At 39.1% G+C, this 19,952-nt stretch carries 20 protein-coding genes; 14 read left to right on the top strand and 6 right to left on the bottom strand.

The genetic code is table 11. The annotated features are described in order from the left end of the window. From L1068_RS14680 to L1068_RS14660, 5 genes are all read left to right on the top strand, one after another. Positions 1-517 (top strand): hypothetical protein (locus L1068_RS14680; RefSeq protein ID WP_237130866.1); only part of this gene is annotated, 517 nt, incomplete at its 5' end. Between the two features lie 13 nt (positions 518-530). Next, positions 531-863: a hypothetical protein gene (locus L1068_RS14675; RefSeq protein ID WP_237130865.1), complete on the top strand. Its 333-nt coding sequence runs from the start codon at positions 531-533 to the stop codon at positions 861-863. A gap of 293 nt (positions 864-1,156) precedes the next feature. After that, positions 1,157-1,732, top strand: a complete 576-nt coding sequence (locus L1068_RS14670) for an acyl-CoA thioesterase domain-containing protein (protein WP_237130864.1) — start codon at positions 1,157-1,159, stop codon at positions 1,730-1,732. Between the two features lie 95 nt (positions 1,733-1,827). Beyond that, a complete protein-coding gene (locus L1068_RS14665; RefSeq protein WP_237130863.1) occupies positions 1,828-2,931 on the top strand; it encodes a P-loop NTPase fold protein in 1,104 nt (367 codons plus the stop codon). After that, positions 2,882-3,436, top strand: coding sequence for a DUF5677 domain-containing protein (locus L1068_RS14660; protein WP_237130862.1), 555 nt, complete (start codon positions 2,882-2,884; stop codon positions 3,434-3,436). The genes L1068_RS14665 and L1068_RS14660 overlap by 50 nt, the downstream gene beginning before the upstream one ends. 291 nt (positions 3,437-3,727) lie before the next feature. Here L1068_RS14660 and L1068_RS14655 read toward each other — a convergent pair whose 3' ends face one another. The 6 genes from L1068_RS14655 to L1068_RS14630 form a co-directional block, all read right to left on the bottom strand. Beyond that, positions 3,728-6,892 carry a CusA/CzcA family heavy metal efflux RND transporter gene (locus L1068_RS14655; RefSeq protein ID WP_237130861.1) on the bottom strand — a complete coding sequence of 1,055 codons (3,165 nt, stop codon included), beginning with the start codon at positions 6,890-6,892 and terminating at the stop codon, positions 3,728-3,730. Positions 6,893-6,903: 11 nt separating this feature from the next. Then, a complete protein-coding gene (locus L1068_RS14650) occupies positions 6,904-8,094 on the bottom strand; it encodes an efflux RND transporter periplasmic adaptor subunit (protein WP_343221938.1) in 1,191 nt (396 codons plus the stop codon). Between the two features lie 114 nt (positions 8,095-8,208). Next, positions 8,209-8,559, bottom strand: coding sequence for a hypothetical protein (locus L1068_RS14645; RefSeq protein WP_237130859.1), 351 nt, complete (start codon positions 8,557-8,559; stop codon positions 8,209-8,211). Between the two features lie 76 nt (positions 8,560-8,635). Next, the gene (locus L1068_RS14640) at positions 8,636-9,517 is read right to left on the bottom strand and encodes a cation diffusion facilitator family transporter (protein ID WP_237130858.1); all 882 of its coding nucleotides are present in this window, start codon (positions 9,515-9,517) and stop codon (positions 8,636-8,638) included. Continuing rightward, positions 9,504-10,235 carry a transglutaminase family protein gene (locus L1068_RS14635; protein WP_237130857.1) on the bottom strand — a complete coding sequence of 244 codons (732 nt, stop codon included), beginning with the start codon at positions 10,233-10,235 and terminating at the stop codon, positions 9,504-9,506. The genes L1068_RS14640 and L1068_RS14635 overlap by 14 nt, the downstream gene beginning before the upstream one ends. A gap of 10 nt (positions 10,236-10,245) precedes the next feature. Then, positions 10,246-10,905 (bottom strand): cation diffusion facilitator family transporter, encoded by a 660-nt coding sequence (locus L1068_RS14630; protein WP_237130856.1) that lies wholly within the window; start codon positions 10,903-10,905, stop codon positions 10,246-10,248. A gap of 77 nt (positions 10,906-10,982) precedes the next feature. Between L1068_RS14630 and cadR the strand changes: the two genes are divergently transcribed. From cadR to L1068_RS14585, 9 genes are all read left to right on the top strand, one after another. After that, entirely contained in the window at positions 10,983-11,372 is a 390-nt protein-coding gene (gene cadR, locus L1068_RS14625) for a Cd(II)/Pb(II)-responsive transcriptional regulator (RefSeq protein WP_237130855.1), read from the top strand. A gap of 42 nt (positions 11,373-11,414) precedes the next feature. Beyond that, positions 11,415-11,792, top strand: a complete 378-nt coding sequence (locus L1068_RS14620) for a MerR family transcriptional regulator (protein ID WP_237130854.1) — start codon at positions 11,415-11,417, stop codon at positions 11,790-11,792. Between the two features lie 61 nt (positions 11,793-11,853). Next, positions 11,854-12,243 (top strand): organomercurial transporter MerC, encoded by a 390-nt coding sequence (gene merC / locus L1068_RS14615; protein ID WP_237130853.1) that lies wholly within the window; start codon positions 11,854-11,856, stop codon positions 12,241-12,243. Beyond that, the gene (locus L1068_RS14610) at positions 12,231-12,455 is read left to right on the top strand and encodes a GDCCVxC domain-containing (seleno)protein (RefSeq protein WP_237130852.1); all 225 of its coding nucleotides are present in this window, start codon (positions 12,231-12,233) and stop codon (positions 12,453-12,455) included. The genes merC and L1068_RS14610 overlap by 13 nt, the downstream gene beginning before the upstream one ends. A gap of 134 nt (positions 12,456-12,589) precedes the next feature. Beyond that, complete coding sequence (locus tag L1068_RS14605; protein WP_237130851.1) at positions 12,590-12,970, top strand: hypothetical protein; 381 nt, start codon at positions 12,590-12,592, stop codon at positions 12,968-12,970. Between the two features lie 107 nt (positions 12,971-13,077). Continuing rightward, a complete protein-coding gene (locus L1068_RS14600; RefSeq protein WP_237130850.1) occupies positions 13,078-13,575 on the top strand; it encodes a DUF411 domain-containing protein in 498 nt (165 codons plus the stop codon). Next, entirely contained in the window at positions 13,575-15,002 is a 1,428-nt protein-coding gene (locus tag L1068_RS14595) for a TolC family protein (RefSeq protein WP_237130849.1), read from the top strand. The genes L1068_RS14600 and L1068_RS14595 overlap by 1 nt, the downstream gene beginning before the upstream one ends. Continuing rightward, complete coding sequence (locus tag L1068_RS14590; protein ID WP_237130848.1) at positions 15,002-16,762, top strand: efflux RND transporter periplasmic adaptor subunit; 1,761 nt, start codon at positions 15,002-15,004, stop codon at positions 16,760-16,762. The genes L1068_RS14595 and L1068_RS14590 overlap by 1 nt, the downstream gene beginning before the upstream one ends. A 15-nt stretch (positions 16,763-16,777) precedes the next feature. Continuing rightward, positions 16,778-19,927: an efflux RND transporter permease subunit gene (locus L1068_RS14585; protein WP_237130847.1), complete on the top strand. Its 3,150-nt coding sequence runs from the start codon at positions 16,778-16,780 to the stop codon at positions 19,925-19,927. Positions 19,928-19,952: the final 25 nt, after the last annotated feature.

The following is a 19,952-nucleotide window of genomic DNA, read 5'->3' as shown; positions in this document are numbered from 1 at the left end:
CGCGGCAAACAAAAACTTTAAGAAAGCATTATTGTATTCAACACCAAATGAAGAAGGGTTGTTAGATGAAGCTAAAAAGGTTGAAATGCTGAAGCTTTGGTTCTTGAGTACGCACTCTGTATTGAACAGCCAACCAATGTTTAAAAAAGAAAATCATCCACATGCATTTAATATTAAGAACAAGAAATATCTTGTATATGGTTTCCCTTTAAGCAACAAAGTGTGTGAAGAGTTAGATGACTCGGCACCTATAGTAGATATTCGTGTTAGAAATCTTAGTGAAGATCAGACATTCATTTTAAAATTTGGGAAGCAAAGACTAACACTGCTAGCCAAGCGACTCGATGATTCGCCCGTAATAGATCATGTTAATTATTGTGAGTTTACATACGCGCTCAAAGAAAGTCTGCTAACTCACAAGGATGCTCGAAAATCACCATACCCCATGTATGAATCGTTATTTAGTCTAGCATTGAGACCTTATAGGGATGCTGATTTAGTTACAAATACTGTTTAGGTTTTTGAAAACTATGTTCAGAATTTATCTAGAAGAAGCATCAATAGTAACGGTTATTGATTGTAGCGAGACTAAAAACGAATATCTTGGAGAAGTTCTGTTTGGGGTAATCAAAGAGGATGAATCATTCAGGTATCGTCCTTTTGAGCAAGTTACTACCTCCAAAATAGTAGAGGTACTAGAAGTTGATGACAAATTAGAAATAAATACAATAAATGGGACTTGCTACATTATTGATAAAGAACTGAGCTTTTTTGCAATAACAGCAGAAGAGCTAGTTATTATGAAAGCAGGACAATACTTGCCATCACGAATAATCCAACTTAGGACTAAACATTATTTGTAGTCTTAGATAGTTGTCTGAATTAACCAGAAGGTTAATTGGATAATAATCATTGAAAGATGAATATGCTTTAGAGACAAAAATTTCCCTTGTAAGTTACAGGTTGAATGAACTATTAGTAGGTCAAGTGACCTTGTGGCCATCTTTAAAAAAGTAAAATGCTACATGTTTAAAACCAACTCAACTGTAATGGGCTTTATAGTATTTGCATCAGCTTTTTACGAGATACGTCATATCCCGCTTTTTATTCTTGAAATCAATCAGCTAAATTAACGGCATAAAGGAAAAATCAATCCATGACATTTGACGAATTAGTCGAAAAAAGTAAAGAACAAGTGGCTTCAAACCACAAGTCTGAAAAAATTGAAATATCGGAGAAGTGGACACAAGGTCGAACTGTTTTTGGTGGGCTTTCCGCTGGGCTATTATTGGCAGCCTCCGAACAAGTTGTATCTGCGGAAAAAGAATTACACTCCGCATATACCAGTTTTATTGGACCTTTACTTGCAGATACTTCATTTGAAATCGATGTCTCTATCTTGCGAGAAGGAAATAATGTAGTACAAGTTCTCGCCAAAGCTATGCAAAATGGACAAGTAGCGGTGTTGCAACAATCAAGCTTCGGTATAAAAAGAGCAAGTTCTGTAGAGCTGAATAATATTCAATCTCATAGTATGGAAATAATTACCGAAGCAACGCTTGATCAGAGTAAATTAATAATGGCACCTAACTTTCTTCAACATTTTGAGTTTGCTCTTACAAATGGAAAAGAACCATTTTCTGGAAGTGATGACTCAAAAGATGCATTGGTGTATAACACTTCTGGTCAGGTCTTAGCAAAAAGCCATCAAACAATAGCTATTTTTGACTAAATGCAAAATGAAGTAGAACTATAGAAAATCATATGTAAATTTAATAGATTACGTTAATTTACTTCAGATTAATTATAACAAAGACAGGGAATAAAATGTGGTCAGATAAAGAATCGTCAATCGATTTTCTTAATTTCAACGAAACTGCCGAGTCAATTAAAGATCTTATTACAGAAAAAGAATTAATGCCTATGAGTATAGGTATTTTCGGCAACTGGGGGGCTGGCAAATCCACAATACTAGAACTTACTAAAAAGTCAGTAGAACAAGGTAACAAGGATAAGTACATACAAATTCATTTTGATGCATGGATGTTTGAAGGATTTGACGATGCTAAAGCGGCACTTCTTGAAACTATTGCTGCTGAGTTAATTAAACAAGCTGAGTGTTGTGAGGATAAAAAGGGGCTTATGGAGAAGGCCCAAGAATTTTCAAAGCGTGTAGATAAGATAAGATTGCTAGGATTGTTAGCTGACGGTAGTGCAGCTCTCTCTGGTATAAACTCGTTTGGATTAGGCCAAAAGATTATGGGCTGGTTTAGTGACGAAGAAGATGCTGAACAAGAAACCAATGAAGAAGATGATATTGGTTTAGATGATGTTAAAAAAGCGGCTGACGGAGTTAACAAAGCTGTTAAAAAAGGAAGTGGGGTCATAAAGTCTAAGAAAAAATTATCTCCTCCTACTGAAATTCGAAAATTTAGAGAAGCTTATTCATCACTATTGGACAGTTTCAATAAGCCACTAATTGTATATGTTGATAACCTTGATAGATGCACACCAATAAATGCTATATCAACACTTGAAGCGATTAGGTTGTTTTTATTCATGCCAAACACAGCTTTCATAATTGCTGCGGACGAAGATATGATCCGGTTGGCTGTTCCACATTATCACAAAGGTGCTTCACTTCGTCATCAAACTGACTATCTAGACAAGTTAATTCAAATTCCCGTACACGTACCAAAACCCGGAATATCTGAAGTTAGAGCTTACTTAATGATGTTAATAGCTTCAGATAAAAATCTTGGCGATGTTGAACTTGAACAAATTAGAAATCGTCTTGAAGAATCATTAAGACTATCGTGGCAACAAGATCAAATTACTGTTGATCAGTTATTAGATGGTTGTCACTTGTTTAGTAATAAAAATGTATGGTCGAAATGCAGCCAAAGACTATATAAAATACGGGGTTGTTAAAAATGCTGAGGGAATAAATGAGCACAAAAGAACTGCAAGTGAAATGGCAGTGGAAACTTTTTCAAAAGCAGAAATTGATTTTGCAAATAGTCAAAAGCAAGAAATAACAGAAGGCAATGATGCTTGGCATTGGGCCAGAAAATATACTGAAGTGTCTAAGATAGAAAAACTAAGAGAGCATGTGGGGCTTGATAAATGGTCTCATAATTATAAGCTGGCTAGTCGAAATGTTCATTCTGATTATTTTGAAATGAAGTGTTTGTATGCGATGCGAGAAGCCAAAAGTGACATGCTTCTTGTTGGACAATCGAATTCTGGTCTTACTGAGCCAGCTCATTATACAGCAATTAGTCTTGCTCAAATTATTTCGATATTTCTCACTGCATATATTGAGGACGAATCAACTAAGTTGGATTACAAAGACTCTTTGTTATTTATGAAGGTAATTGATAATTATGTGGAAGAAGTTGGAGAAGCGTTTCTCAGTGTTGAGAAAGCAAAATAACAAGTCATTAATTAAGTGAATAAGTCTTAACTTGATCTGTCAGGTTTAATCAATAGGATTCAATTAGTTCTGACAGTCGCATATGTGCCAAAAGCAGACCTTGAGATATGCAGAGATTAAGACAGTAGTGATAAGATAATACTTGGCTCATCTAACGACAACTGAACAGACCAAGCAATCATGAATCTTAGTACTATTGTTAAATCTGATCTTTGTTTTAGCATATTTGTACGTGACTAATCCCACACAAAAGGTCACTTAAGTGTGGGATATTAGTTCTGTATAAATGCTCTATCTAGTTAGTTCTTCTATTTTTTTCTTAGAAAACCACCTATAAAGAACGGGTAACACAAATAATGTGAGTAAAGTAGCTGTTACCAGTCCTCCAACAATAACACTCGCTAGCGGGCGCTGGATTTCTGCACCTACTCCATTAGACATCAACATTGGGATTAAGCCCAAGGCCGAAGTAATTGCGGTCATTAATACTGGTCTTAATCTTGAGGTCGCACCTTCAAAAACGGCTCTGGATGCGTCAAGCCCATCTTTGATTCGTTGGTTAATACTTTCAACCATAACCACACCGTTCAATACAGCAACGCCAAATAGTGTAATGAAGCCAACGGAGCTTGGCACGGATAAGTATTGTTCAGATAAATATAAGGAGAAAACACCGCCAATTACAGCAAGAGGTACGTTGACCAATATCAGCATTGCTTGACCAACAGATCCAAAAGCAAAGTATAGTAACAGTGCGATTAACGATAACGATAAAGGAACTACGATAGCTAATCTGTTCTGAGCACGTTGTTGACTTTCAAACTGACCACCGATTGCAACAGAATAACCAGAAGGTAAATCTATTTCTTTAGCAATCACGGTTCTTATATCGTCAACTACGCTCCCCATGTCGCGTCCTTGAACATTGGCTTGGATTACGACTCTGCGCTGAACATCATCTCGCCTTACTTGAGGAGGACCTGACTCATACAATACTGACGCTACATCACCTAGTCTTACCCATGCCCCTGTCGGAGATTGGATTCGAATATCAGCAATAGCTTCTTTGTTTCTTCTGTATTCCTCTTGGATGCGTACATAAATATCATAACGCTCGTTGCCATTGATGATTTGCCCAGCTTCAGCGCCTCCGATGCCATCTCGTACAACTTCCATCACATTACTTACAGACAACCCAAAGCGTGATAGCTCTTGCCTATTAGGGGCTATGACCAATTGTGCTTCTCCAGCGATTTGCTCTAAAGCAACGTCTCTTGCTCCTTCAATGGCTTTAATTGCCGTTTCTATTTCTTGTCCTTTAGTTGCTAACACATCTAGATCTGGCCCAAATAACTTAATCGCCAGTTGCGCTTTAACGCCGGACAAGAGTTCATCAACACGAGTGGCAATTGGCTGAGAAAAGTTAAGTAGTAGCCCCGGAAACTCTTCCAGTGACCTTTCCATCTTACCTTGAAGTTCGTATCTGTTATTAGCACTCGTCCATTCAGATACTGGTTTTAGCCCGATGTAGATTTCGATATTATTTACAGGCTCAGGGTCACCACCAATTTCTGCTCGCCCAATTCTGCTAAGGGCATAAGTCACTTCGGGAAATGCCATTAATTTTTGTTCTAAAATCGGCGCAACGGTTAGTGCTGTATCCAAACTTGAAGAAGGTGCCAACGTTACCCTTAGGTTAATCGTGCCTTCTTCTAACTCTGGTACAAACTCAGTGCCAATAGAAGGGATTAATGCAAATGCAGACGTAACCAAAATAACCGAAGCCGCAATTATAAACTTTGTGCGTTTTAGCGCGAAAGCCAACCCTTTTCTGTAGAGCTTATCTAAAGGTTTTAGGACAAAGCTTTCTTTTTCCTTAATACCTGACTTAAATAAATAAGTTGCTAATGCTGGTACAATAAACAAAGCGACTACAATAGCGGACACAACTGCTAAAATGATGCTTATTGCCATTGGCTGAAATAACTTAGCTTCGACACCTTCAAAACTGAATAAGGGGGTAAAGACAACTAAAATAATAGAGGCTGCAAAAAATACAGGGCGTGCAACTTCTTTACCCGCTTGTTTGAGGCGCAGTTTAATGCCGTGTTCATCGTGTTCTACATCATGAGGGTCTGAATGGGTTGGATCAGGTTTATTTAAATGTTTGAACATGTTTTCAACCATAACTACTGAGCCATCTACAAGCATACCAATAGCGACCGCAATACCACCAAGGGACATTAAGTTAGCGGAAATACCCCACCACGCCATTATCATCAGAGCAATACCGATTGAAATAGGAATGGAAATGAGGACTAAGAAAGTCGCCCTTAAATTCATCAAAAATAGAGCGAGAACAATACTGATAAAGATAAAAGCCAAAGATAGGGCTTCGACCACGGTAGAAACGGCTTTTTCTATCAAATCGGCTTGGTCGTAAAAAGGTTCGAATCTAACACCTTTAGGCAATGCTTGATTGATCAATGGAATTCTTGCATTGATACCATCAATCGTTGCTTTAGTGTTTGACCCCATGCGCTTTAGTACTATGCCTGATACGACCTCACCTAAATTCTCAACATTACCATCTGCGGTTTTGCGGGTCATAGTGACAGCGCCTTGGCGAATTTCATTGCCCATTTCAACTTTAGCAATATCTGAAACCGTAACAACCGTACCATCTACTGTTTTAACGGGCACTTGTTTGATGTTACTGATGCCAGCATCACCACTTTCAAACCAGCCCGTGCCTCTAATGACAAGCTGCTCTTGTCCACGGTTCATGTACCAACCGCCAACATTGGCATTGTTATTATCTAGCGCACCAGTAACATCTTCTTGGGTTAAGTCATAAGCTAAAAGTTTTGACGGATCAACGTTAACTTGGTATTGCCTAACATTTCCACCAAAGGAGAGCACATCGGTGACTCCATCGACGGGCATAACAAGTAACTTGACTATCCAATCATTCAGGCTTCTGAGCGCCATAGCATCATAGTCAGTATCTTTATCTGAAATAAGTAAGTATTGAAATACTTGACCTAAACCTGAAGTATTTGGTCCCATTTCAGGTGTTCCGACACCTTCTGGTATTAGCTCCTTCGCGGCTTGAAGCCGCTCAAATACTAATTGTCTTGCAAAGTAGATGTCTGTGCCTTCTTTAAACACTACGGTTACGCCAGATAACCCTGTTTTTGATATTGAACGGACTTGTTGAACATCAGGTAGAGCATACATAACGGCTTCAATAGGGTAAGTAATTAGCTGTTCAACTTCTTCGGAAGCCAGTCCCGGTGCTTCTGTATTTACTGCGACTTGAACGTTAGTTACGTCTGGGAATGCATCCAGATTTAATTTGGGGATCACCATTATTGCACCAACTATTGTGGCAAATAGTGTAATTAATATAAGGAGCCTATTATTGATAGACCAATCTAATATTTTATTAAACATAGACTTGCTCCTTAGTGGTTGTGCGGATCAAATCCGCCTTTAGCGATTTCAGATGCTACAAAAAATGCACCTTTGGTAACAATTCGTGTTCCACTTTCAATACCAAATATTTCTCTGAATTCACCTAACGCTCTGCCTAGTTCAACTTCTACAGTTTTAAACTCTCCGGGGTGGTCTTCAACAAATACTGTCCAATCACCATCGGCACTGCGAACCAGTGAGTTTTCTGGTACAGCCATCACTTGCTGTTTTGTGGCGAACTGGAAATAGACTTTGACGAACATACCTGAATGGAGTTTATCTTCGGTATTTTCTACAGCCAACCTAATGATACGAGTACGGGTTTGTGGGTCGATTGTATGTGCTTCTTGGATTACTTTGGCCTTGTAACTTTGACCTTCCAATTTGACTGTTGCAGGTGTGTTAATTGATAGACTAAGTTTTTTATTCGGTGAAACTTTTGCCTCAACCCATAATTGCTTTTCATCGGCAAGTAACATGACAGTATCTCCGGCATCAACACGTTGCCCTTGAATAAAATCGTCTTGAAGCACAACACCTTCTCGCTGGGCCGTTAACGTATATTGTCCAAATGCTTTAATGTCTTTGCTAGAAATATCATTTATCGCTTTATCCGTTAACCCTAAAGCGATGAGCTGTCCATAACTTGCATTATATGTGACTTCAGCTTGTAGGAGGCGGCTCTCACTCACAGTTTTGTTGCCTAACTTTTTCACTCTTAACCATTCAGTTGATGCAATTAAGTAGTCAGCTTGTGCTTGCGCCATAGCTTCACTAAATAAGGTAACTAATTTTTGACCTATCTCTACATGTTCTCCAAGAGCGGCATGACGGCTAATTATGACGGACTCTGTGCGGGGTGAAACTACATAGCTGGTATAACCATTTGCCTTGATTTCTCCGGGGGCGTATACCGCACTATTTTTGTATTCAGGGACGATACTTTCCACTTTAATGTTAGCAAGTGACATTTTCTGTGGGCTAAGGGTTATACCCTCTCCGTGCTCTTCGTGCTCTTCGTCTTTTTCCGCGCTTTCATGACTGTGTTCATCATGCTCTCCTTTATCCTTATTGTGGTTATGAGGCTCATTGCCCAATTCTGAAGAAATGGTTTCCGTATTTGACGGTAATGGGGTTGCTTTTAGTTCATAGCCCAATAAAACAGGAGCAATGATAAACAGGCACAAACCTGCACTTTTTAAATTTATATACATATGAATTCTTATTTTTTAAATTAATAAACACCAACTTTTTGTCCGTGTAACAGGCCCAAAAAGTCATTGATAATTAAAAAACTAAGGAATAGGAGGGCGCAATATAGCGTCTAAGAATTCTTTTGTTTGATCGAATTGAAAAGGTATATGGTTGGTTTTGAATAATTTGGCAGCAATATTAGAATTATTGACTAATATCCAAGATAGGTGACTTCCGCTACAGTGACCACAGTGATGACAGTCACTTATATCATGTGGTTCATCATCAGTGCTATCATTTAAAATATTGCGATCATCTTTATGATCATGTTGAGTTTGTAAGTGCTCTACATCAAATTGATGATTCTCAGAAGTTGCAGACGCAATAGAGCTTATCGATTGTAAAACAATCGACAGAACTAATATTATCTTTAACGCAACAGTGAAATTCAAAATAAACACCTTCAAAAATATTAGCGAAAACTATAGCAGGAAGCGAACATTGGGACTAGCCCAACGTATCGTTTTCTTACTCATCTCGGCAAGTTTCCTTTGGAAACTCAAATTCAATGGTTGTATGAGACAAGCGATAGGCAGAAAGTTTCTTAGCCACTTGTTCCTTAAGTTTAATTAATTCATCAACGTCAGTTTTTTCGACTAATTCTATGTGCGCAGTTAATACGTGACTTTCGCCATCTAACGACCAAAAATGCAGATGATGTACGCCATTAACTTTAGGGAGGTTAGTCAGAGACTGTTTTATACTTTCTTGAGTTTCTTCATCTGGCGCGGCCTGAAGAAACAAGACAAGTGTTGACTTTAGATTTTTAAAAACATTGAACAAGATAAACAATGTGAAGCCAATAGATAGTAACGGATCTAAAATGGGCAAATCTACAAATAACAGCACAATAGATACAATAAGCACAGCAACCCAGCCAAGTACGTCTTCAAGCAAATGCCATGTAAGTACTTTTTCATTTAAGGTTTCTCCAGCTTTCAGTTTGAACACTGCATATCCATTTACGGCAACACCAAGTATCGCAAGTCCTAACATCCCTTCAACCACAGGCATTTCGGGGTTGGATAACCTAGGAATTGCTTCAAATAAAACCCAAACTGAACCAACGACCAACACTATGCAATTTACCAATGCCCCGAACAAAGTGAGTCTTCGATAGCCATAGCTATATTTATCTGACGCTTCTTTGTTTGAAAAACGACTTAATATCCATGCAAAACCTATAGACAGGCTATCACCTAAGTCATGTACCGCATCAGCCATGATAGCTGTGCTGTTGGTAAGCCAGCCACCTATAAACTCTATTATTGTGAATGTTACATTTAGAAAAAACGCCCAACCAATACGGTCGTCTTGTCCATGTTGATGACTGTGATTATGGTTGTGCATTTTGTACCTCCAGTTCTGTCGTCTTTCTTATGTTGGCGACATTGAAGTTGATCAGGTGACGGATCACTCGTTGATACATCCAACGTTTAACGCCTGACAAATTAGTGCCTTTTTCTTGATAGAACTTATCAGGAGAGTCATAAAGTCCGAAATCATCATGAATACCTTCTTTTTGAATATAGGTATCAGTTCCGCGCCAATTTATATCTGGAGTAGAGAAGCATTTTGTCGCAACACCATAACCACAAAAGTTATCTTTTTCTTCGCTAAATTTCTGTTGTAACGAAGTGAGATATTGCTCATCCAAGATAAAGCCTTCTAAGTTGATCCAACGTCCATCAAAGTAAACCTCTACCCAACTGTGGATAATGTATTTCGGCGCTAACCAAAAGACATACGTTGGAATTGCACCTTTTTGTAATTGCTGATCAATGGTGAACCCGTGAAATCGGCATTGAATACCTAACCCTCGTAACAAGGCCATCAGTAAGTTACCTTTGGTATTACATTGTCCGAAACCATCCACTAAAACATTGCTTGCAGAAATGTCATCGCTTTCATTGTAGCCAAATAATATTTCATCTTTAACGAATTGGTAGGCCGCACCAATTTTGTTGTAATCATCAAGTTCTTGCCAATTGCGCTCTTCAATTAAGGCTTGAATAGCAGAGTGTTCAAAATTCACTATCTTGGTTTTTTCTAAATATTTAGTATTCATAAGAGTCTCCTTACTTTGAAGAACAAGAGATTGTTTGTTGATCTTCGCTTTGCTTTTCACATATTTTTTTAGCCACAGCTAATTCTTGTTTAGCATCACTTAATATTCGATATGCGCCTCGAAGAATTAACACAGAAATAGTGCTACCTATAACGATATCAGGCCAGCGTTGTTCAATTACCATAACGAGAATACCAGCGACAACCACGCCAAGGTTTGCGATAACGTCATTTGCTGAAAATATCCAACTAGCCCTCATATGCACCTCATCATTATTGTGCTTTCGGATAAGTAACAAACAGATAGTATTTGCGACTAACGCCACTAAGCCAACTGCAATCATGAACAATGAATGGGGTTCACTTTCACCAAATAATCGTCTAGCGATATCTAACAGTATTAAAACTCCTAATCCCAGTTGGAAGTAGCCACTGACCAAAGCTGCATTAGCTTTGTGTTGGATTGACTTTCCAACCGCATATAGTGCTATTGCATAAACGATTGCATCAGCAAGCATATCTAACGAATCGGCAATTAAAGCCGTTGATTCTGATAACCAACCAAAACCAATTTCAAAAATAAACATCGTGGCATTAATAGCCAGAAGCCAATAAAGAACCGTTTTTTGCTGGTTATCTTTTACTTCAACCTCACATCCACAACCGCTCATTTTTATCTCCGCCAAACTTGTATGCTTTAACTATAAAACCTATAGTGACTATAGGGTCAAGCTTAAATAAGAATTTTATGAAAATAGGTCAGTTATCGAAAACCTCAGGGTGTTCAGTACAAACTATCCGTTATTATGAGAGGGAAGGATTACTTTCAAGTCCAGAGCGATCAGAAGGTAACTTTAGGTTATATAACGATAGTGCTTTGAAACAATTGGAATTCGTCAAACATTGTCGAAATTTAGATATTCCGCTTAATGATATTAAGCGACTCATTGAATTAAAAAACAAGCCAGAGGAGAGTTGCTCTAGTGTAAATGCGTTGATTGATCAACAACTCGAATTAGTTAATCAACGAATGAAAGAGTTAAAGGCACTTAAAGCTGAATTACAGCAAATGGCAAGCACATGCGGGTCCGGCGGTACAATTGAAGCGTGCGGCATTATAAAGTCATTAGATAGTTAAACTAAAGATAACTTTAGATTATTAGTATTCACAAAGGCAATAATGAAAACCATTGGAAAATTAGCACAATCATTAAATTTAAATGTAGAAACCATTCGTTTTTATGAACGAGAAGGGCTGATTACACAACCTGAAAAACCAATATCTGGTTATAGACAATATGACGAAACAATAGCAGGACAACTCAGGTTCATCACAAAAGCCAAAGTCCTCGGCTTTACGTTAAGAGAAATAAAATCGCTAATGTCTATGAACAGCAACTGCGCTCAAGTTGAGCTATTAAGCCGACAAAAGTTAGCAATCATTCGAGACAAAATTAATGACCTTCAACGTTTAGAGAAAGTAATTGTGGATATGACAAATACCTGTATGCAAAACGAAGATCCAACACATTGTCCCATAATTGATTCATTAAAATGATTGACTCCGTACTTGTGTACAGAGTTTAGAGTGTTGGTAATATCAACCAATAGACTTTCAAATGATAAATAAAATATTAGACAAAGTAGGCTCTGGTGGCGTTTGGCTAGCGGCACTTAGTTGCACTGCCTGCTTCCCAGCATTAGGGTCACTTGCATCGGCATTAGGACTAGGCTTTCTCTCTCACTTCGAAGGAATAGCTGTAAATACGCTTTTACCTATTTTTGCATCATTGGCACTATTGGTAAACTTATACAACTGGCACAAAAATAAAAGCCATACCAGAGCTGTCTTCAGCACTCTAGGGCCTGTAGCAGTGCTATTAACGCTTTATCCTTTTTGGCAATATAATTGGAGCACATACCTATTTTACTTTGGTATTTGTTTAATGGTCGTTATGTCGGTTTTGGATATCGTAAAACCAGTAAGGAAGCAAACGTGCAAAATATAGAACTTAACTCGATGATCACATGTCCCGAATGTGGACATAGTAAAATGGAAGAGATGCCAACCAACGCTTGTCAATGGTACTACGAATGTGAGTCGTGCAAGGTCTTATTAAAGCCTCGGAAAGGTGATTGCTGTGTTTATTGTTCATATGGAACAGTAAAGTGTCCACCAATTCAGGAAGGACATAATTGTTGCTCTCATACTGGTGATTAATTAGTTATTTTTTCTCGACTATATTCACTAGTCTCCTGTATTAAGCTGAATTTTTAACAAGAACCACGGTTTATCATTTACTTAGATATGAATTTATTTTAGTATTGTGATGGTATTTTTCTTAAGAGAACTTTATGTTTAAACCACTTTCAAAAGTCTTAGTTTTTGTAGCTATGCTGATTGCCTTTGTTGGGCAAGCATTGGCTTATACTGCTATGTCTTGCGAAATGTCATCAGGTTCTCACGAGTCACACATGAACATGGATCATTCCAAGATGAGTCATCATGAAGGAATGAATCATGGTGAAATGGATAAAAGCAGCAATGGTCAATCAGAAGATTGTTGTGATGTTGAATGTGTTTGCCCTGCAAATGCTTGTTCATCTACCACAGTTCTAAATTCCAGTGTTGACTCGACAGATATTCAATTATTGAGTGAATCTGTAGCTGCTCTGCAACCTAAACAACCTCATTCAATTTCCACTTCCCTTTATCGTCCACCGATTTTTGCCTAATACAGGATTAGTGCGCCCAAATTTCGCGCACATGTAATAAATTTTTCTGTAAGTCAATACAGCGTCGTAGCGCTATAGATATTTTCCAGCGAAGTCTGGGGGCAAAAATGATCAATAAGTATTTAAAAATAGCAGTTGTAATGCTGCTTTCATCTGCGTTTGCAAACGCTAATGAACATAACCATGTAGATAATCACGACGTAACACCTTTGGAGTTAATCGTTTATAAAACCCCTACTTGTGGGTGTTGTAAAAAATGGATAACTCATATTGAAGACGAAGGGATCGTTGCGCACTCCAAAGATTTCCGAAACATCGGCAATATCAAAACTAAGTATGGTATTGAGCCTCATTACCGCTCCTGCCACACGGCAGTGAGCAGAAATGGATTTGCCTTTGAAGGTCATGTACCCGCTAAATTTATTCAACAGTTCTTATTAGAAGAACATCCCAATGCGATTGGGCTTTCAGTTCCAGCAATGCCAGTTGGCTCTCCCGGTATGGAAGTCGGTGACCGCTTTATGCCATACAACGTGTTAATTCTATTTAAAGATGGAACGAGCAAAGTCTATGCAAAAGTTAAGACATACGAGGAGCAATTCTAATGAAATTGAACGCTTTAAACCTTACTTCACTTTCAACTGCACTAATATTCGGCTTATCTGTATTCTCAGCTCAAGCTGAGAAAGTAGTGTCGCTTGAACAAGCTATCACCTTAGCTCAGCAAAATGATCCTTGGCTTCATGGTAGCCGATTGAAACAAAGTGCAGTTGAGAATAGAAGTATTGCTTCAGGTACTTTGCCTGATCCGAAAGTATCGCTAGGGATAATGAATTTACCAACAGATACTTGGGATTTAGATCAGGAAGGAATGACTCAGCTAAAGGTTGGCGTCTCTCAAATGTTTCCTAGAGGCGACAGTCTAGAGATCAAACAAGACCAGTTAAAGATTGAGTCCACGAAATTTCCACTGCTACGCGAGAATCGTAAAGCGAAGTTGAAAAGCCAAGTGTCACAGCTTTGGTTAGATACCTACTTAGCGCAACAAACCATTAAATTGATTGAAGCAGACTGGTCTCTATTTGAGCAAATGGCGGAGGTGGCGAAAGCTAGTTACTCAAACGTTGTTGGTAGAACCAGACAGCAAGATGTTATTCGTGCTCAGTTGGAAATCGTGCAGTTAGATGACAGATTGACGTCTCAAAAGCAGAAACTTGAAACGACAATCGCTCGTCTCAATGAGTGGCTTCACATTTACGATGCGGACCGATTGCATGAATCATTCAACTTTGATGCGCAACCATTAGAATTTAGTGTCTCAAAAGAATTGCCTTCGATTCGATTGAAGAATCCAGCAGTCCTAAAAGCATCTAACTACTCAAGAAATATATTGGCTCAGGAACTTGCGAATCATCCAGCCATACTTGCAATTGATGTAAAGCGCAAAGCTTCAGAAAAAGGAGTTGAGTTAGCCAAACAGCAATATGAGCCGCAATGGGGTGTTAATGCGAGCTATGCCTATCGTGATGATATGCCTTCTGGTGATAGCCGAGCTGATTTATTTTCTGTTGGTGTAACGTTTGATTTGCCGTTGTTCACTGAGAATAGACAAGATAAGCAAGTAGCAGCGTCTATTGCAGATGCAGAGGCTATTAAAACAGAGAAGCTTTTACTGACAAAACAAATGATCAGTGCCTTAGAAAAAGAGCTAAGACAGCTTAAACGCTTATCAGATAGACAATCTATCTATAGAGAACAACTTATCAAACAAACACATGACCAAGCTGAAGCATCATTGACTGCTTACACCAATGATGATGGCGATTTTGCCGAAGTTGTTCGAGCAAGAATCGCAGAATTAAATGCCAGAATATCAGCCTTAAGAATAGATGTTGACGCACTTAAAACAGTTGTTCGCATCAACTATTTCTTTGCGCATTCTCAATCTAACTCAAATGCTGAACATAAGTCGAAGCACACTTCGCACAAAACTAATCAGCTCTTATCCAGTCAGCAATTTGGAGAAAAATAATGTCAACGAATACTAAAACAGTTATTGCCGTCATCATTGGTGCAGCACTAGGTGCTGGAGCATTAAGTTTATATCAAGGTACAGGTTCAAGCGGTAATGGTAATGAAATTACATCAGCAGAGAAGAAACCGCTGTATTGGGTTGCACCGATGGATTCTAACTACCGCCGGGACAAGCCCGGTAAGTCGCCTATGGGAATGGACTTAATTCCCGTGTATGAAGGTGGATCATCAAGTGATGAATTCGGCCCCGGTGCAGTTAAAGTTGCTCCTCACGTCGTAAATAATCTTGGTGTTCGTACAGCGCCAGTTGAGCAAAAAAAATTGCACACCGAAATCTCCACGGTAGGGTATGTGCAATATGACGAGGATAAGCTAATCCACATCCACCCACGGGTCGATGGTTGGATCGAAAAACTATACGTCAAGGCTGCTGGTAACCCAGTTGAAAAAGGTCAGCCACTATATACCTTATATTCTCCTCAGTTAGTTAATGCTCAAGAAGAATTGCTAATCGCTTTAAAGCGCAATAATGGCTCTTTAATTTCAGCAGCTAAAGATCGTCTTAAAGCATTACAACTTTCAGCAGACTTTATTAAAGAGTTAGAGCAAACAAGAAAAGTTCAACAATCCATTACTTTTTATTCGCCTCAAACTGGTGTTGTTGATGGGTTAAAGATACGAGAAGGCTTTTATGTGAAGCCGGGAAATACTTTGCTTAGTATCGGCAAACTTGACCAAGTATGGGTAGAAGCTGAGGTGTTTGAACGAGATACAGCCTTAATCAAAAGAGGATTACCAGTATCTATGACTCTGGACTATCTGCCCGGTGAGGAATGGAGTGGTGTTGTTGATTATGTTTATCCAACATTAAACAGCAAAACTCGCACTCTTAGGGTTCGTTTGAAATTTGATAACCCTGATTTTCAATTAAAACCCAATATGTTCGCACAGGTGTCGATACATGCAAATCAAGTGGGTAGCGCAATTCTCGTACCAAAAGAAGCTGTTATTCGCACAGGTAAACAAGACCGAGTAGTACTTGCTTTAGGTGATGGACAATTTAAGTCTATCGAAGTCAGTATTGGTCGAGTCAATACCAATAGTATCGAGATTTTGGATGGATTAACTGAAGATGATGTTGTTGTTACATCTGCTCAATTCTTAATTGATTCTGAATCAAGTAAATCATCCGATTTTAAACGTATGACCCATGATGAGATGCCGAATTCTATTTGGATGCAAGGCGAAGTAAATAGTGTCATGACAGGACATCGCATGGTCAATATTACACATGACCCGGCTGAAGCTTGGGATTGGCCTGAAATGACGATGGACTTTGATGTGGCTGAAATAGTCGATATTGATTCATTGAAGTCAGGTCAATCTTTGCACTTCGAAGTATCTAAAACTGATGAAAGCGGATATGAAGTCACGGGGATTCATATCATGGGGGAGCCAGAAGTATCGTCAGCAACAGTTTCAGGTTTAATCAATGAAATAATCTTAGGTAATCGCACTGTCAATATTAGTCGAGGTCCAATAGAGAAGTGGGATAGACCTGCGGCAACGATGGATTTTATCGTTGAGGAAAACATAGACATAGCAGACTTTAAAGTTGGTGAAAATGTAATATTTACATTTGAAGTGAGAGATGAATTAGTTATCACTGAAATTTCCCTTGAATCAAATGAAAAAAACAGTGGCGAGCATGAGAAAAATCATGAAAAAAAAGCTGTTGTTGATCATTCGAATCATTAAGTTGGGAGAATAATAATGATTGAATCAATAATTAGGTGGTCAGTTGGCAACCGTTTCTTTGTTTTATTAACCACGCTTATCATCGCTTTTGGTGGAATATTTGCGTTAAAAAATACACCAGTTGATGCGCTGCCTGACTTGTCAGATGTACAAGTAATTATCAAAACGAGTTATCCGGGACAAGCACCTCAGGTAGTACAAGATCAAGTTACTTTCCCTTTAACAACCGCTATGCTTTCAGTGCCGGGAGCGCAAACGGTTCGAGGGTACTCTTTCTTTGGTGACTCTTACGTCTACATTATATTTGACGACGATACAGACCTTTATTGGGCAAGGAGTCGGGTGTTGGAGTATTTGAGTCAAGTAGCTCCGAGTTTACCTGATTCGGCAAAACCACAGCTAGGGCCTGATGCTACAGGTGTGGGCTGGGTTTATATATATGCGCTTACGGACTCTTCAGGAAATCATGATCTTAGTCAGTTACGTAGTATCCAAGACTGGTTCCTCAAGTATGAACTCCAAACTGTGCCGGGAGTTTCTGAAGTAGCTGCAATTGGTGGCATGGTTAAACAATATCAAGTGCAAGTTGACCCAGATAAGTTGCGAGCTTACGGCATACCATTGACTCACGTTCAAATGGCGCTGAAAAGAGGTAACCAAGAGACAGGTGCATCTGTAGTTGAAATGGCCGAAGCTGAGTACATGGTAACGGCGACTGGTTATATTCAATCTGTCGGTGACATTGAAGAAATTCCGTTAGGCGTTAATGAGCAGGGCACGCCTTTACGTATTGGCGATATTGCTGATGTTGGACTAGGTCCACAGATGCGTCGAGGGATAGCAGAATTAAATGGCGAAGGAGAAGTTGTAGGCGGCGTAATAGTAATGCGCTTTGGAGAGAATGCACAGCAAACAATCATTGGTGTTAAAGACAAACTTGATTCATTGAAGTCTTCTTTACCTGAGGGCGTTGAAATTGTTCCTGTTTATGACAGATCTAAGTTAATTGAACGAGCAGTTAGTAACCTATCAGATAAATTGGTTGAAGAGTTAATAGTAGTAGCACTTATTTGTGCAGCATTTTTGTTTCACCTGCGATCCTCTTTTGTGGCAGTTATTACATTGCCGTTAGGTATTTTGGTGTCTTTTATCATCATGTATATGCAGGGTATAAATGCCAACATCATGTCATTGGGCGGAATTGCAATAGCGATAGGAGCAATGACGGACGGCGCAATTGTCATGATTGAAAATATGCACAAGCATATGGAAAAGACACCTTTAACGGATGAAAATCGCTGGCAAATCGTTGCTAAAGCAGCAAGTGAAGTTGGACCTGCATTGTTTTTCAGTCTCCTCATTATCACCGTGTCATTTTTACCCGTCTTTATTTTAGAAGCGCAAGAAGGAAGAATGTTCGCCCCGCTTGCATATACAAAGACCTACGCAATGGCGGCTTCCGCTGGATTAGCAATCACTCTAGTTCCCGTTCTTATGGGATACTTCATTCGTGGCAAGGTTATCTCGGAAAAGAAAAACCCACTAAATCGCGTACTAACCGCTCTATATATGCCAGCCTTAAGACAAGTAATGAAATTCCCTAAATCGACAATTGTAATGGCAATATTGGTTACGGTAGTTGGTTTTTGGCCTGTTAATAAGATTGGTAGTGAATTCATCCCGCCACTAGATGAAGGTGACCTGATGTATATGCCAACCACTTATCCGGGCATTTCTATTGGTAAAGCTCGCGAGATATTGCAACAAACTGACAAATTACTTCGAACAGTACCTGAGGTAGAAACCGTTTTTGGTAAAGTTGGTCGTGCTGAAACCGCAACTGACCCAGCCCCTTTAACTATGATTGAAACTTTCATTCAGTTAAAACCACAAGAGCAGTGGAGAGAAGGCGTAACCACTGAAAGTCTAAAAGCTGAATTCGATAAGTTGGTTAAATTCCCCGGCTTAACAAATGCGTGGGTAATGCCAATAAAAACCCGAATAGATATGTTAGCGACAGGCATCAAAACGCCTGTTGGAATTAAGGTAGCAGGTCCTGATCTTGATAAGATTCAAGAAATTGGTCAACAGATAGAACAACTGTTGCCAAAAGTAGAAGGTACTGCGTCTGTTTATTCTGAACGTGTTGCAGGAGGCCGTTATATCAAGGTCGATATCTCTCGTGAAAAGGCGAGTCGATTTGGGTTAAATATTGCTGATGTCCAGCAGGTCGTATCGACGGCTATTGGAGGCATGAATGTCACTCAAACTGTTGAGGGACAAGAGCGTTATCCCGTTAATTTAAGATATCCACAAGATTATCGAGATTCTCCTGAGCAACTTGCAAGGTTACCTGTTATTACGCCAAATGGTCAGCGCATCGCACTCGGCGATGTGGCAGATATTCGAGTTGAAAATGGTGCTCCGGGAATAAAAAGTGAAAACGCTCGTATTAATGGCTGGGCATTCATCGATATTGAAGATGTTGATGTCGGCACCTATGTAGAAAATGCCAAAGAGTACCTTGATAAAAACTTAGAAATACCAGCAGGCTACTCAATTTCTTGGGCTGGACAGTATGAATATATGGAAAGAGCTAAAGAAAAATTGACTTATGTATTGCCTTTAACGCTTGCCATTATCTTGATCTTGCTTTATTTGAATTTCCGCTCGTTCAGCGAAGTTGCCATTATAGTTGTGACATTACCTATGGCAATGATAGGTGGCCTGTGGTTGATGTATTTAGAAGGGTTCAACTTTTCTGTTGCTGTTGGCGTAGGCTTTATTGCGTTAGCAGGAGTTGCAGTCGAGATTGGCGTGATCATGCTTGTTTACTTGAATCAAGCGCTTACAGAGCTTAAAGAAAAAGCTACTGAACGAGCAGAAAAAATATCTGACGATGAATTCAGAGATGCCTTATTACATGGGGCTGGCTTGCGTGTGCGCCCTGTCATGATGACTGTAGCAACAATTATCATTGGTCTTTTACCTATTTTATATGGAACAGGAACTGGCTCAGAGGTTATGAGTCGAATCGCCGCACCAATGGTGGGTGGAATGACGAGTGCAGTTTTATTGACTCTGATTGTACTGCCAGCTATTTATTCAATCGTTAAAAAGCCTGAAGTAAATTCATTTAACAAAGAGTTATCAAGTGATGCTTAGTAAAGCTAGAAAGTATCATAAATGG

It is taken from the genome of Pseudoalteromonas sp. MMG024 (assembly GCF_021654175.1).
Classification (GTDB): domain Bacteria; phylum Pseudomonadota; class Gammaproteobacteria; order Enterobacterales; family Alteromonadaceae; genus Pseudoalteromonas.
Note: the sequence above shows the minus strand (reverse complement) of the source record. Positions and strands in the feature narration are given on the sequence as shown.

Excerpts from the sequence above, each read along its gene's own strand:
- L1068_RS14675 (WP_237130865.1), top strand. The coding sequence starts at position 531 with ATGTTCAGAATTTATCTAGAAGAAGCATCAATAGTAACGGTTATTGAT.
- L1068_RS14670 (WP_237130864.1), top strand. The coding sequence starts at position 1,157 with ATGACATTTGACGAATTAGTCGAAAAAAGTAAAGAACAAGTGGCTTCA.
- L1068_RS14665 (WP_237130863.1), top strand. The coding sequence starts at position 1,828 with ATGTGGTCAGATAAAGAATCGTCAATCGATTTTCTTAATTTCAACGAA.
- L1068_RS14660 (WP_237130862.1), top strand. The coding sequence starts at position 2,882 with ATGTATGGTCGAAATGCAGCCAAAGACTATATAAAATACGGGGTTGTT.
- L1068_RS14655 (WP_237130861.1), bottom strand. The coding sequence starts at position 6,892 with ATGTTTAATAAAATATTAGATTGGTCTATCAATAATAGGCTCCTTATA.
- L1068_RS14640 (WP_237130858.1), bottom strand. The coding sequence starts at position 9,517 with ATGCACAACCATAATCACAGTCATCAACATGGACAAGACGACCGTATT.
- L1068_RS14635 (WP_237130857.1), bottom strand. The coding sequence starts at position 10,235 with ATGAATACTAAATATTTAGAAAAAACCAAGATAGTGAATTTTGAACAC.
- L1068_RS14630 (WP_237130856.1), bottom strand. The coding sequence starts at position 10,905 with ATGAGCGGTTGTGGATGTGAGGTTGAAGTAAAAGATAACCAGCAAAAA.
- cadR (WP_237130855.1), top strand. The coding sequence starts at position 10,983 with ATGAAAATAGGTCAGTTATCGAAAACCTCAGGGTGTTCAGTACAAACT.
- L1068_RS14620 (WP_237130854.1), top strand. The coding sequence starts at position 11,415 with ATGAAAACCATTGGAAAATTAGCACAATCATTAAATTTAAATGTAGAA.
- merC (WP_237130853.1), top strand. The coding sequence starts at position 11,854 with ATGATAAATAAAATATTAGACAAAGTAGGCTCTGGTGGCGTTTGGCTA.
- L1068_RS14605 (WP_237130851.1), top strand. The coding sequence starts at position 12,590 with ATGTTTAAACCACTTTCAAAAGTCTTAGTTTTTGTAGCTATGCTGATT.
- L1068_RS14600 (WP_237130850.1), top strand. The coding sequence starts at position 13,078 with ATGATCAATAAGTATTTAAAAATAGCAGTTGTAATGCTGCTTTCATCT.
- L1068_RS14595 (WP_237130849.1), top strand. The coding sequence starts at position 13,575 with ATGAAATTGAACGCTTTAAACCTTACTTCACTTTCAACTGCACTAATA.
- L1068_RS14590 (WP_237130848.1), top strand. The coding sequence starts at position 15,002 with ATGTCAACGAATACTAAAACAGTTATTGCCGTCATCATTGGTGCAGCA.
- L1068_RS14585 (WP_237130847.1), top strand. The coding sequence starts at position 16,778 with ATGATTGAATCAATAATTAGGTGGTCAGTTGGCAACCGTTTCTTTGTT.